We start from the raw sequence: 13,825 nt of genomic DNA, 5'->3' as shown, positions 1-13,825 counted from the left end.
GCTATAATCCCTCAAAATTTTCAAAACCGGTACCTAAATGAAACAATTATTTGCAACGACTTCTCGTGGCTTTGAAGAATTATTAAAAGTTGAACTCACTGAACTTGGTGCGCAAGAGGCAAAAGTGGTTCAAGGTGGCGTTCATTATCAAGCTGATGACGAAACTTTATACCGCACTTTGCTTTGGTCACGCCTTGCTTCACGTATTTTATTTCCTTTGATTGAAACCAAAATTTACAGTGATTTGGATCTTTATGCAGCTGTTTCAGGCTTTAATTGGTTAGCGCAATTTGATGAACGAGTTACCTTCTTTGTCGATTTTAATGGAACCAACCAAGAAATTCGTCATACTCAATTTGGTGCGATGCGCGTTAAAGATGGAATTGTCGATTACTTTGAACGTCAAGGTAAAACTCGCCCTGATGTAGATAAAATTCATCCAGACGTGCGTATCCATGCTTATTTGAACCGTGAAAATTTAGTGATTTCTTTAGATTTAAGTGGAGAAGCATTACATTTGAGAGGCTATCGTGAAGATGCAGGTCAAGCGCCTTTACGCGAAACTCTAGCGGTGGCGATTGTTATGCGTTCAGGTTGGCAAGCGGGTTCTCCATTAGTAGATCCAATGTGTGGTTCTGGCACGCTTTTAATTGAAGCGGCACAAATAGAAGCCAAAATTGCACCGCAACTTTATCGTTTACATTGGGGATTTGATTTTTGGAAAGCGCATAATCAATCGGCTTGGGAAAAAGTAAAAAATGAAGCGATTGAATTAGCAGAAGAAAAACAAAGTGAACTTCAACCGCACTTTTATGGATTTGACCTTGATCACCGTGTATTAAAAAAGGCGAAGAAGAATGCACAAAATGCAGGCGTTTCACATTTAATTAAATGGCAACAAGGTGATGTTGCAGCGTTGAAAAATCCTCGTTTAAATGAAATCGGTACGGTTATCTGTAATCCACCTTATGGGGAACGTTTAGGAACAACACCAGCTTTAATCGCGCTCTATTCTGTATTTGGGCAGAGACTTAAAAAAGAATTTTGCGGTTGGAATGTTTCTGTTTTTAGTAGTGAATCCACATTGCTTGATTGTTTGAGAATGCGTGCCAGCCGACAGTTTAAAGCAAAAAATGGCCCACTAGATTGTGTGCAGAAGAATTATCAGGTTTCAGAACGAAAATCTGACGAAATTACAGCTAAAAATGAACTGGAATTTAACCGCACTTCGGAGGTGGCAACCGATTTTGCTAATCGATTACAAAAAAATATTAAGAAAATTAGTAAATGGGCAAAGCAACAAGGATTAGACGCTTATCGTTTATATGATGCCGATTTGCCTGAATATAATTTAGCCGTCGATCGTTATGCTGATTACATTGTTGTGCAAGAATATGCAGCTCCGAAAAATATTGATGAAAATAAAGCGCGTCAACGTTTATTAGATGCGGTTACTGCAACTTTGCACGTTACGGGTGTCGAAACAAACAAGTTGATCCTCAAAGTTCGTCAGAAACAAAAAGGTACTAACCAATATGAGAAATTAGCCAATAAAGGTGAATACTTTTATGTGAATGAATATGGCGCGCAACTTTGGGTAAATTTGACAGATTATTTAGACACTGGATTATTCTTAGATCACCGTTTAACAAGAAAAATGATTGGTGAATTGGCAAAAGGTAAAGATTTCTTGAACTTATTTGCTTATACTGGTTCTGCCACTGTTCATGCGGCACTTGGTGGCGCTAAATCGACAACGACCGTTGATATGTCCAATACTTATCTTAATTGGGCGGAGCAAAATCTTATTTTGAATGATATTGAAGGTAAACAACATAAATTAATTCAAGCAGATTGCCTTCAATGGTTAGAAAAATGTGATCGTCAATTTGATTTGATATTTGTGGATCCACCGACGTTTTCAAATTCTAAACGTATGGAAGAGAGTTGGGATGTTCAACGAGATCATGTGAAATTGATGAGCAATTTAAAACGAGTTTTGTCGAATAATGGCACAATTGTTTTTTCGAATAATAAGCGTGGATTCAAAATGAATTTAGTTGAGTTGGAAGAACTAGGTTTAAGTGCGGTAGAAATTTCGCATAAAACTTTACCGCTAGATTTTGAACGTAATAAACAAATTCATAATTGTTGGATGATTCAACATATATAATGATTTTCCAAGTTGTAAAAATAGTCGAAAAAATAGTGAATTTTAAACAAACTGAATAAAAAACTATCGCTCAAACATTTTTTTTCAAAAAGTGCTAGACAAGGTTTTATGAAATCATTAATATACGCCTCCGCAACGGCGCAGTAACGCGTTCGTAGCTCAGTTGGATAGAGCGTTGGCCTCCGGAGCCAAAGGTCGCAAGTTCGAATCTTGTCGAGCGCGCCAGGTCAGTGCAATAACAACTTTTAATGGTGGCTATAGCTCAGTTGGTAGAGCCCTGGATTGTGATTCCAGTTGTCGTGGGTTCGAATCCCATTAGCCACCCCATCTTATCTTTATAAGATCTGACGGCGAGTAGCGCAGCTTGGTAGCGCAACTGGTTTGGGACCAGTGGGTCGTAGGTTCAAATCCTATCTCGCCGACCACTTTATTTTGCTCTTTAACAATCTATCAGACAATCTGTGTGGGCACTTGTTGATTGACTTGTTTTAAAATATTTTTAATTTTGAAGTCTTAATAGGTGCTTAACTGAAAATTCATAATTACTTTTTAAGTAGTGTTTTATTTATAGCTAAGTAGTTTATTGAGCGATTGAACTTGAATTGAAGAGTTTGATCATGGCTCAGATTGAACGCTGGCGGCAGGCTTAACACATGCAAGTCGAACGGTAGCAGGAGAAAGCTTGCTTTCTTGCTGACGAGTGGCGGACGGGTGAGTAATGCTTGGGAATCTGGCTTATGGAGGGGGATAACTACGGGAAACTGTAGCTAATACCGCGTAGTATCGGAAGATGAAAGTGCGGGACCGTAAGGCCGCATGCCATGAGATGAGCCCAAGTGGGATTAGGTAGTTGGTGGGGTAAAGGCCTACCAAGCCTGCGATCTCTAGCTGGTCTGAGAGGATGGCCAGCCACACTGGAACTGAGACACGGTCCAGACTCCTACGGGAGGCAGCAGTGGGGAATATTGCGCAATGGGGGGAACCCTGACGCAGCCATGCCGCGTGAATGAAGAAGGCCTTCGGGTTGTAAAGTTCTTTCGGTATTGAGGAAGGGATGTGTGCTAATAGTACATATCATTGACGTTAAATACAGAAGAAGCACCGGCTAACTCCGTGCCAGCAGCCGCGGTAATACGGAGGGTGCGAGCGTTAATCGGAATAACTGGGCGTAAAGGGCACGCAGGCGGTTATTTAAGTGAGGTGTGAAAGCCCCGGGCTTAACCTGGGAATTGCATTTCAGACTGGGTAACTAGAGTACTTTAGGGAGGGGTAGAATTCCACGTGTAGCGGTGAAATGCGTAGAGATGTGGAGGAATACCGAAGGCGAAGGCAGCCCCTTGGGAATGTACTGACGCTCATGTGCGAAAGCGTGGGGAGCAAACAGGATTAGATACCCTGGTAGTCCACGCTGTAAACGCTGTCGATTTGGGGATTGGGCTTAAAGCTTGGTGCCCGTAGCTAACGTGATAAATCGACCGCCTGGGGAGTACGGCCGCAAGGTTAAAACTCAAATGAATTGACGGGGGCCCGCACAAGCGGTGGAGCATGTGGTTTAATTCGATGCAACGCGAAGAACCTTACCTACTCTTGACATCCATGGAATCCTGTAGAGATACGGGAGTGCCTTCGGGAACCATGAGACAGGTGCTGCATGGCTGTCGTCAGCTCGTGTTGTGAAATGTTGGGTTAAGTCCCGCAACGAGCGCAACCCTTATCCTTTGTTGCCAGCGATTCGGTCGGGAACTCAAAGGAGACTGCCAGTGATAAACTGGAGGAAGGTGGGGATGACGTCAAGTCATCATGGCCCTTACGAGTAGGGCTACACACGTGCTACAATGGCGTATACAGAGGGTGGCGATGCCGCGAGGTGGAGCGAATCTCAGAAAGTACGTCTAAGTCCGGATTGGAGTCTGCAACTCGACTCCATGAAGTCGGAATCGCTAGTAATCGCGAATCAGAATGTCGCGGTGAATACGTTCCCGGGCCTTGTACACACCGCCCGTCACACCATGGGAGTGGGTTGTACCAGAAGTAGATAGCTTAACCTTTTGGAGGGCGTTTACCACGGTATGATTCATGACTGGGGTGAAGTCGTAACAAGGTAACCGTAGGGGAACCTGCGGTTGGATCACCTCCTTACCAAAGACGAGAGACAGCGAGTGCTCACACAGATTGGCTGATAGTTGTAGACAAATGAGCAAGTGAAAACGAAGCGAAAGCAACGTTGAAAGATAAAAAGAAGATAGAGTATCTTTAATTGATGTCCCCATCGTCTAGAGGCCTAGGACATCGCCCTTTCACGGCGGTAACCGGGGTTCGAATCCCCGTGGGGACGCCAATTAAAGATAACTTTGTTAGATTATCTTACTGTTCTTTAAAAAATTGGAAACAAGCTGAAAACAAGAGATTTTCGAGAGAAAGTCTGAGTAGGCAAAATAGGAAAGTGAAAAGAGGGAACTGAGAAGGAAACTCTGAGAGCAAACCTGTTTTGCATAAAATCTTGATTGAACAAAAGCAATCAAGTGTTTAGTTGAATGAAAATACGCATCAAATTGACCACACTTTGAAGTGAAAACTTAAAGTGATTGAAAACATTTGAGGTTGTATAGTTAAGTGACTAAGCGTACAAGGTGGATGCCTTGGCAATCAGAGGCGAAGAAGGACGTGCTAATCTGCGAAAAGCTTGGATGAGTCGATAAGAGGCGTTTAATCCAAGATATCCGAATGGGGAAACCCAGTAGATGAAGAATCTACTATCACTTACTGAATCCATAGGTAAGTGAGGCAAACCGGGAGAACTGAAACATCTAAGTACCCCGAGGAAAAGAAATCAACCGAGATTTCGTCAGTAGCGGCGAGCGAAAGCGAAAGAGCCTGTTAATGATAACAGCAGAGATAGAGGAATAAGCTGGGAAGCTTAGCGACACAGGGTGATAGCCCCGTACTCGACATCCAGGCTGTGGTACTAAGTTAACGAGAAGTAGGGCGGGACACGTGATATCCTGTTTGAAGATGGGGGGACCATCCTCCAAGGCTAAATACTCCTGATTGACCGATAGTGAACCAGTACTGTGAAGGAAAGGCGAAAAGAACCCCGGTGAGGGGAGTGAAATAGAACCTGAAACCTTGTACGTACAAGCAGTGGGAGCCTGAAAGGGTGACTGCGTACCTTTTGTATAATGGGTCAGCGACTTATATTTTGTAGCGAGGTTAACCGAATAGGGGAGCCGAAGGGAAACCGAGTCTTAACTGGGCGACTAGTTGCAAGGTATAGACCCGAAACCCGGTGATCTAGCCATGGGCAGGTTGAAGGTTGGGTAACACTAACTGGAGGACCGAACCGACTAATGTTGAAAAATTAGCGGATGACTTGTGGCTGGGGGTGAAAGGCCAATCAAACCGGGAGATAGCTGGTTCTCCCCGAAATCTATTTAGGTAGAGCCTTGAGCGGACACCTTTGGGGGTAGAGCACTGTTTCGGCTAGGGGTCCATCCCGGATTACCAACCCGATGCAAACTACGAATACCAAAGAGTGATACTCAGGAGACACACGGCGGGTGCTAACGTCCGTCGTGGAGAGGGAAACAACCCAGACCGCCAGCTAAGGTCCCAAAGTCTATATTAAGTGGGAAACGAAGTGGGAAGGCTTAGACAGCTAGGATGTTGGCTTAGAAGCAGCCATCATTTAAAGAAAGCGTAATAGCTCACTAGTCGAGTCGGCCTGCGCGGAAGATGTAACGGGGCTGAAATATAGCACCGAAGCTGCGGCATCAGACATAAGTCTGTTGGGTAGGGGAGCGTTGTGTAAGCGGATGAAGGTGTGTTGAGAAGCATGCTGGACGTATCACAAGTGCGAATGCTGACATAAGTAACGATAAAACGGGTGAAAAACCCGTTCGCCGGAAGACCAAGGGTTCCTGTCCAACGTTAATCGGGGCAGGGTGAGTCGGCCCCTAAGGCGAGGCTGAAGAGCGTAGTCGATGGGAAACAGGTTAATATTCCTGTACTTGGATAAACTGCGATGTGGGGACGGAGTAGGTTAGGTTATCGCACTGTTGGATATGTGCGTTTAAGTTGGTAGGTGGGAAGTTTAGGCAAATCCGGACTTCCTTAACACTGAGAGATGATGACGAGGCTCTAAGGAGCTGAAGTAACCGATACCACACTTCCAGGAAAAGCCACTAAGCTTCAGGTTTATCTAAACCGTACTGAAAACCGACACAGGTGGTCAGGTAGAGAATACTCAGGCGCTTGAGAGAACTCGGGTGAAGGAACTAGGCAAAATAGCACCGTAACTTCGGGAGAAGGTGCGCCGGCGTAGATTGTAAGGGCTAGCCCCTGAAGGTTGAACCGGTCGAAGATACCAGCTGGCTGCAACTGTTTATTAAAAACACAGCACTCTGCAAACACGAAAGTGGACGTATAGGGTGTGATGCCTGCCCGGTGCTGGAAGGTTAATTGATGGTGTAATCGAAAGAGAAGCTCCTGATCGAAGCCCCAGTAAACGGCGGCCGTAACTATAACGGTCCTAAGGTAGCGAAATTCCTTGTCGGGTAAGTTCCGACCTGCACGAATGGCATAATGATGGCCAGGCTGTCTCCACCCGAGACTCAGTGAAATTGAAATCGCCGTGAAGATGCGGTGTACCCGCGGCTAGACGGAAAGACCCCGTGAACCTTTACTATAGCTTGACACTGAACATTGAATTTTGATGTGTAGGATAGGTGGGAGACTTAGAAGTAGTCACGCCAGTGATTATGGAGTCGTCCTTGAAATACCACCCTTTAACGTTTGATGTTCTAACGAAGATTGCGGAACGCGGTCTCGGACAGTGTCTGGTGGGTAGTTTGACTGGGGCGGTCTCCTCCCAAAGAGTAACGGAGGAGCACGAAGGTTTGCTAATCACGGTCGGACATCGTGAGGTTAGTGCAATGGTATAAGCAAGCTTAACTGCGAGACAGACAAGTCGAGCAGGTACGAAAGTAGGTCATAGTGATCCGGTGGTTCTGAATGGAAGGGCCATCGCTCAACGGATAAAAGGTACTCCGGGGATAACAGGCTGATACCGCCCAAGAGTTCATATCGACGGCGGTGTTTGGCACCTCGATGTCGGCTCATCACATCCTGGGGCTGAAGTAGGTCCCAAGGGTATGGCTGTTCGCCATTTAAAGTGGTACGCGAGCTGGGTTTAGAACGTCGTGAGACAGTTCGGTCCCTATCTGCCGTGGGCGTTGGAGAATTGGTTGGGGCTGCTCCTAGTACGAGAGGACCGGAGTGGACGCACCACTGGTGTTCCGGTTGTGTCGCCAGACGCATTGCCGGGTAGCTAAGTGCGGAAGAGATAAGTGCTGAAAGCATCTAAGCACGAAACTTGCCAAGAGATGAGTTCTCCCAGGTTATAAACCTGTAAGGGTTGTTTAAGACTAAGACGTAGATAGGTGCGGTGTGTAAGTGATGTGAGTCATTGAGCTAACGCATACTAATTGCCCGAGAGGCTTAACTATACAACGCTCAAGTGTTTTTGGAAAACAGAGTGAAAGAAAAAGAAATTAACTAAACGTTCAGCTTGTGGCCAATGAAGAACATAGATAGAAGTTAGAATAAACGTTATCAAAGAATTATCCTGGCGGCGATAGTGCGGTGGAACCACCTGACACCATACCGAACTCAGAAGTGAAACGCTGTAATGCCGATGGTAGTGTGGGGCATCCCCATGTGAGAGTAGGGCACCGCCAGGTTACTAAATACATATCTAAATTAAATAGAAACAAAAGAACCCCGTGTTGAAAGATATGGGGTTTTTGTTTTTGGAATTTACTCATTATTTAAAGAAAAGGATTAAAGTAGAGAATAGGTAGCTTTGTCCAGAGACTAAGTTTTTTATATTGTCCATAATATATTAATAAATATATCTATTTATATCATTTAGTATTTTTATTTTTCATATTTTTCAAATAGACTTTATATACTCATTTCTAATCTCATTCATTATGCTTAAAAATTTAGACGAAATAACTTCAAGTATTATCGCTGATCCTCAAAATAAAGATTTTACAGAACGTAGCATCTTGCCTTTATTTTCGGCTCCTAAAACAGCTCGAATTAATATTGTTGGTCAAGCTCCGGGGTTAAAAGCTGAGCAAACTCGTTTATATTGGAATGATAAAAGCGGTGATCGTCTGCGTGATTGGCTAGGTGTGGATTACGATTATTTTTATAATTCTGGGATGTTTGCGGTTCTTCCCATGGATTTCTATTATCCTGGAAAAGGTAAATCTGGTGACTTACCACCTCGTCAAGGTTTCGCAGAAAAATGGCATCCAATGATTTTAGAGAATTTACCTAATATTCAGCTCACTATTCTTATTGGGCAATATGCACAGAAATATTATTTACCTGAAAATAAAGATAATGTAACTGACACGGTTAAAAATTATCGTCAATTCTTACCGCACTTTATGCCTCTCGTGCATCCTTCCCCACGTAATCAGCTTTGGATAACAAAGAATCCCTGGTTTGAAGAACAAGTTATTCCTGAATTACAAATTTTACTCAAACAGATAATTAATAAAGACTAAGTTTTTCATTTCTTACGCACACATAGTAATAACAATCTCTTTTACTTTATGGATATAATAAAGCCTGTATGCACAGGCTTTTTTATAACGATAATAATGTTTTAGGAGATTTGATGAAAAATTTCAAATATTTTGCTCAGAGTTATGTGGATTGGGTTATTCGTCTTGGGCGCCTTCGTTTTTCTCTTTTAGGTGTGATGATTCTCGCGGTTTTAGCACTTTGTACTCAGATTTTATTTAGTCTATTTATTGTTCATCAGATTTCTTGGGTAGATATTTTTCGTTCGGTAACTTTTGGGTTACTCACTGCGCCTTTTGTTATTTATTTTTTCACTTTATTGGTCGAAAAACTTGAACATTCTCGCCTTGATCTTTCTAGCTCGGTTAGTCGATTGGAAAATGAGGTCGCCGAGCGAATTGCCGCTCAGAAAAAATTATCCCAAGCATTGGAAAAGTTGGAAAAAAATAGCCGTGATAAAAGTACCTTACTTGCCACAATAAGCCATGAATTGCGCACGCCATTGAATGGTATTGTCGGGCTTAGCCAGATTTTACTTGATGATGAATTAGATGATCGTCAACGTAATTATTTAAAAACTATCAACATAAGTGCGGTCAGCTTAGGCTATATTTTTAGTGATATTATTGATTTGGAAAAAATTGATGCCAGTCGAATTGAATTAAATCGACAGCCAACAGATTTCCTCGCCTTATTAAACGATATTTATAATTTTGCCAGTTTCCTTGCCAAACAAAAAAATCTTATTTTTTCTTTAGAGCTTGAACCTAATTTGCCTAATTGGTTGAATCTTGATCGTGTGCGCTTGAGCCAAATCTTGTGGAACTTAATTAGTAATGCGGTGAAGTTTACGGATCAGGGAAATATTATTCTGAAAATTATCAGAAATCAGGATTGTTACCATTTTATTGTGAAAGATACAGGAATGGGGATTTCACTTGAAGAACAAAAACATATTTTTGAAATGTATTATCAAGTGAAAGAAAGTCGTCAGCAAAGTGCGGGTAGCGGTATTGGGTTGGCTATTTCTAAAAATCTCGCTCAGTTAATGGAAGGAGATTTAACGGTTGAAAGTGAACGAGGAAAAGGGGCGACTTTCCATCTTACTCTCCACGCTCAAGAAATTTCTGAAAAAGAATCCGTTAAGAAAAATATTCCATCTTTGAACATTCTTTTAGTGGAGGATGTTGACCTCAATATTATGGTTGCGAAAACTATTTTAGAAAAACTCGGGCATCATGTTGATGTTGCGACAAATGGCAAGCAGGCGATCACTTTATTTGAGAAAAATGTTTACGACATTCTATTGCTAGATATTAAATTGCCAGATATGAGTGGTTTTGAAATCGCCCAATATTTGCGAGAGAATTATGAGAACGGTATTTATGATTTTTTACCGCCAATGATTGCTTTTACCGCCAATGTTATGCAAAGCGAGCAAGAATATTTAGAAATGGGCATGGATGGCGTATTACGCAAACCCATTTCAATTAAGGATTTACACCATTGTTTACAGCAATTTTTTGCGGATGAAAGGGAACCTATAATCGAAGTAAATGATACTAGTGTATTTTCAGAAAAGTTTGATTTGGCATTAATTGAAACCCTTGGAAAATCCCAAATTTTAGAAAATTTATCTTTATTCAAACAAACTATGCCAAATTATCTTGCTCAATTATCAAAAGATAATATGAAAGAAACAGAAGAAACAGCCCATAAAATTAAAGGAGCAGCAGCATCGGTAGGGTTAAATTATTTACGTCAATTAGCGGATACTTTAGAAAGTGCGGCTAAAAATTCTGATATTTTCAATTGCGCTGAATTGATTGATGAAATTGGAAATCACTGGTTAGAAAATGTGGAAGACTTAGCTCAATTTTGTGAATACTAATGAATTTTTATTTGGACAGATAACAATAATCCAGCAGTTTTAGGATAAAACTGCTGGATTTAATGATTGATATATTAAATTTAAATCTTTCCCCCAACCCCTTTAAATTTCTCTACAAATGCAGCAATTTTTTGGAAAATCGTCTGTTTTTTAGTGAGATATTGTGGATTAAGTGGACTCATTTTTGGCAATACTTCATTAAGTGCCGTGCCGTTTTCACTGGCATATTCTCGTTTTAATGAAGTGCTGATATAGCGTTTTGCTGCATCGACATTCAAATTTTCTTCTTGAATTAAGGTTTTTGCTTCTTTTTGTTGCTCGTTCTGGGCAAAAAGGAAAAAGGCATCAATCAAGCTTGCTTTATCGGGAATATCATTTAAATTTGTTTGGTTGATAAAATCGACAATCAAGCTCTCTTTAGCACGGTTACCTAAACTTGAACGAACTGTGCGGCGGATTTCATCAATTAACACCTCTTTGTCTTGGTTTTTCTTATGATGTTCGAAAATTAACGCAAGAATATAATCCAAATTGATTTCTTGAGATTTTAATAAATCCACTTCAAACACGACATCATCCCAATTTATCGGCGAATTATCTTTATCATTCCCCTCTTTTCTTTGGCGTAGCCAATCGCGAATATCATTATAAGTTGAACGATAATCTTGCTCCGCTCTTACTGGTAAAGTGGGTACTTTCAGCATTTCTGCAATTTGTTCATCATTCACATAATGTACTTGCTTGAATTTCTCCATTGCAATCGGATCATTTAAATCGACCGCTTGTAAGGCTTGCAATGCTGAAAATTCATCGTAATTTTGCAAAATATTTTCAATATGTAAATATTCGCCAAATAATTTTACAAACTCTTTTTTATCTTGCTCTGTTTCGATTTCTGTTGGATTAGGAAAGCGATTTTGCAGCTCTTGAACAACCTCTAAATAACCACGTTGATTGTCATCACCGTTAAAATAGCTGTCATAACTTTTCTCTAGTACGACATTCTTCGTATTTTTATCGCCAAATAGTGTGATTGCATCAACGGTATTTTGCTCTAAATCGCGGAAAGTGACGATATTCCCAAAGGTTTTAGTTGTGTCATAAATGCGGTTGGTGCGAGAAAAAGCCTGCATTAATCCGTGATAACGCAAGTTTTTGTCCACGAAAAGTGTATTCAACGTAGGGGCATCAAAGCCTGTTAAGAACATTCCGACCACAATTAGTAAATCCACTTCCTGATTTTTCACACGTTTGGCAAGATCACGATAGTAATTTTGGAATGATTGACTATCTACACCATAACTCGTGCCAAAGTAGTGATTGTAATCATCAATGGCTTTCATTAAAAATTCTTTTGCCGTACTGTTTAGAGCAGTGGGTTCAAAGGTCTCATCTGGAATATCGCCAATCGCATCTTGTTCTTCATTTGCCGCAAAAGAGAAAATGGTGGCAATTCTTAACGGTTTTTCTTGTTCAGACTGTAGATTTTGCAAAGTTTCGTAATAACGTTTTGCCGCTTCCACACTGCTTACCGCAAACATTGCATTAAAGCCTTTACCTGTGGCGTTCAAGCGGTGGGTTTTCTGTTTAAAATTGTTAAGCAAATATTGCGAGATTTCTTTAATACGCTCAGGGTGTAAAAAGGCTTGTTTCTGCTCAAGTGCGGTTAATTTTTCAGGATCTTTTTCTATTTCTAAGGCTTTAAATTGTGGGCGGACATCGTTGTAATCGACCTTGAATTTCAGTACCTTGTCATCACGAATAGCATCGGTTATCACATAAGAATGCAATTCAGTACCGAACACACTGGCTGTCGTTTCCGCACCTAATGCGTTTTCAGGGAAAATAGGTGTGCCTGTAAAACCAAATTGATAGAATTTTTTGAATTTACGTTTTAGATTTTTTTGTGCTTCACCAAATTGGGAGCGATGTGCTTCATCAAAAATAAATACGACTTGTTTTTGATAAATCGGCAAATTCTCTTCCGATTTCATCAAATTATTCAACTTTTGAATGGTGGTTACGATAATTTTGTTATCATCTTTTTCAATATTGCGTTTAAGCCCTGCGGTACTTTCCGAACCATTCACGCTATCAGGTGAAAAACGCTGATATTCTTTCATTGTTTGATAATCTAAATCTTTACGATCGACCACAAAAAAGACTTTATCAATAAAATTAAGTTCAGTCGCAAGGCGAGAGGCTTTAAAACTGGTGAGAGTTTTACCTGAACCTGTGGTGTGCCAAATATAGCCACCACTTTCACGATTACTCCAATTTTTTGATAAATAAGAACTTTGAATTTTCCACAAAATGCGTTCTGTTGCGGCAATTTGATAAGGTCGCATAATCAGCAAGGTGTCAGATGTATCAAATACGCAGAATTTAATTAAAATACTGAGTAGAGTATGTTGTTGGAAAAAAGTTGCTGTGAAATCTTTCAGATCTTTAATCGCAATATTATCTTTGGTCGCCCAGTTCATTGTGAAATCAAAGCTATTTTTATTGCGTTTAGTTGTGTTAGCAAAATAGCGGGTATCAGTACCGTTGGAAATCACAAAAATTTGTAGATATTTGAAAAGCGAATTTTCTTTATTAAAACTTTCTTTACTGTAACGATGAATTTGGTTAAAGGCTTCACGAATTGATACGCCACGTTTTTTTAATTCCACTTGAATTAACGGTAAGCCATTGACTAAGATTGTCACATCATAGCGATTCTCTGCTGTGCCTTTTTGCTCAAATTGATTAATTACTTGCACAGTATTACGAGCGAGATTTTGTTTATCTAACAAATAAATATTCTGAATGCGACCGTTATCAAACACAAAATCATAAATATAATTGTTGTGAATTTTACGGGTTTTCTCAATCAAGTTATCACTTGGTTTATCCAAATATTCTTCTAAAAAACGTCGCCATTCTGCATCAGAGAAAACTACATTGTTCAAGCGCTGTAATTGCGCCCGTAAGTTTTTAACCAACGCATCATGACCATTGAGTTCTTGTAAATACTCATAGCCTTGCGCCTGTAAATCACGAATAAACTCACGCTCAAGACTCCCTTCCGTTTGGTAACCAGCGTTAGGCTCTTCCACTAATTTATTATATTGATCTAAAACGATAAAATGATTGGATTCGGCGATTGTGGAATAGTCATTCAT

At 40.8% G+C, this 13,825-nt stretch carries 4 protein-coding genes, 4 tRNA genes and 3 rRNA genes; 10 read left to right on the top strand and 1 reads right to left on the bottom strand.

Annotated features, from left to right (window positions below):
- Positions 1–37: 37 nt before the first annotated feature.
- The 10 genes from rlmKL to DV427_RS00485 all read left to right on the top strand — a co-directional run bounded on the left by rlmKL (position 38) and on the right by DV427_RS00485 (position 10,661).
- Positions 38–2,173, top strand: a complete 2,136-nt coding sequence (gene rlmKL, locus DV427_RS00530; protein WP_114890932.1) for a bifunctional 23S rRNA (guanine(2069)-N(7))-methyltransferase RlmK/23S rRNA (guanine(2445)-N(2))-methyltransferase RlmL — start codon at positions 38–40, stop codon at positions 2,171–2,173.
- 148 nt (positions 2,174–2,321) lie between these two features.
- Positions 2,322–2,398: transfer RNA gene (locus DV427_RS00525), tRNA-Arg, on the top strand.
- 26 nt (positions 2,399–2,424) lie between these two features.
- Positions 2,425–2,500, top strand: a tRNA-His gene (locus tag DV427_RS00520).
- Between the two features lie 21 nt (positions 2,501–2,521).
- Positions 2,522–2,598, top strand: a tRNA-Pro gene (locus DV427_RS00515).
- Between the two features lie 174 nt (positions 2,599–2,772).
- Positions 2,773–4,312, top strand: a 16S ribosomal RNA gene (locus DV427_RS00510).
- A gap of 123 nt (positions 4,313–4,435) precedes the next feature.
- A tRNA-Glu gene (locus tag DV427_RS00505) sits at positions 4,436–4,511 on the top strand.
- Positions 4,512–4,780: 269 nt separating this feature from the next.
- Positions 4,781–7,677 (top strand): 23S ribosomal RNA (locus DV427_RS00500).
- A gap of 118 nt (positions 7,678–7,795) precedes the next feature.
- A 5S ribosomal RNA gene (gene rrf / locus DV427_RS00495) occupies positions 7,796–7,911 on the top strand.
- Together the 16S, 23S and 5S rRNA genes with 4 tRNA genes alongside form the textbook arrangement of a ribosomal RNA operon.
- Before the next feature lie 252 nt (positions 7,912–8,163).
- Positions 8,164–8,751 (top strand): uracil-DNA glycosylase family protein, encoded by a 588-nt coding sequence (locus DV427_RS00490; RefSeq protein ID WP_114890931.1) that lies wholly within the window; start codon positions 8,164–8,166, stop codon positions 8,749–8,751.
- A 113-nt stretch (positions 8,752–8,864) separates the two neighbouring features.
- Positions 8,865–10,661 carry an ATP-binding protein gene (locus DV427_RS00485; RefSeq protein ID WP_114890930.1) on the top strand — a complete coding sequence of 599 codons (1,797 nt, stop codon included), beginning with the start codon at positions 8,865–8,867 and terminating at the stop codon, positions 10,659–10,661.
- 80 nt (positions 10,662–10,741) lie between these two features.
- Here DV427_RS00485 and DV427_RS00480 read toward each other — a convergent pair whose 3' ends face one another.
- Positions 10,742–13,825, bottom strand: a complete 3,084-nt coding sequence (locus tag DV427_RS00480; protein WP_114890929.1) for a type I restriction endonuclease subunit R — start codon at positions 13,823–13,825, stop codon at positions 10,742–10,744.

Source organism: Haemophilus haemolyticus, from assembly GCF_003351405.1.
GTDB classification, from domain to species: Bacteria; Pseudomonadota; Gammaproteobacteria; order Enterobacterales; family Pasteurellaceae; genus Haemophilus; species Haemophilus haemolyticus_N.
Note: the sequence above shows the minus strand (reverse complement) of the source record. Positions and strands in the feature narration are given on the sequence as shown.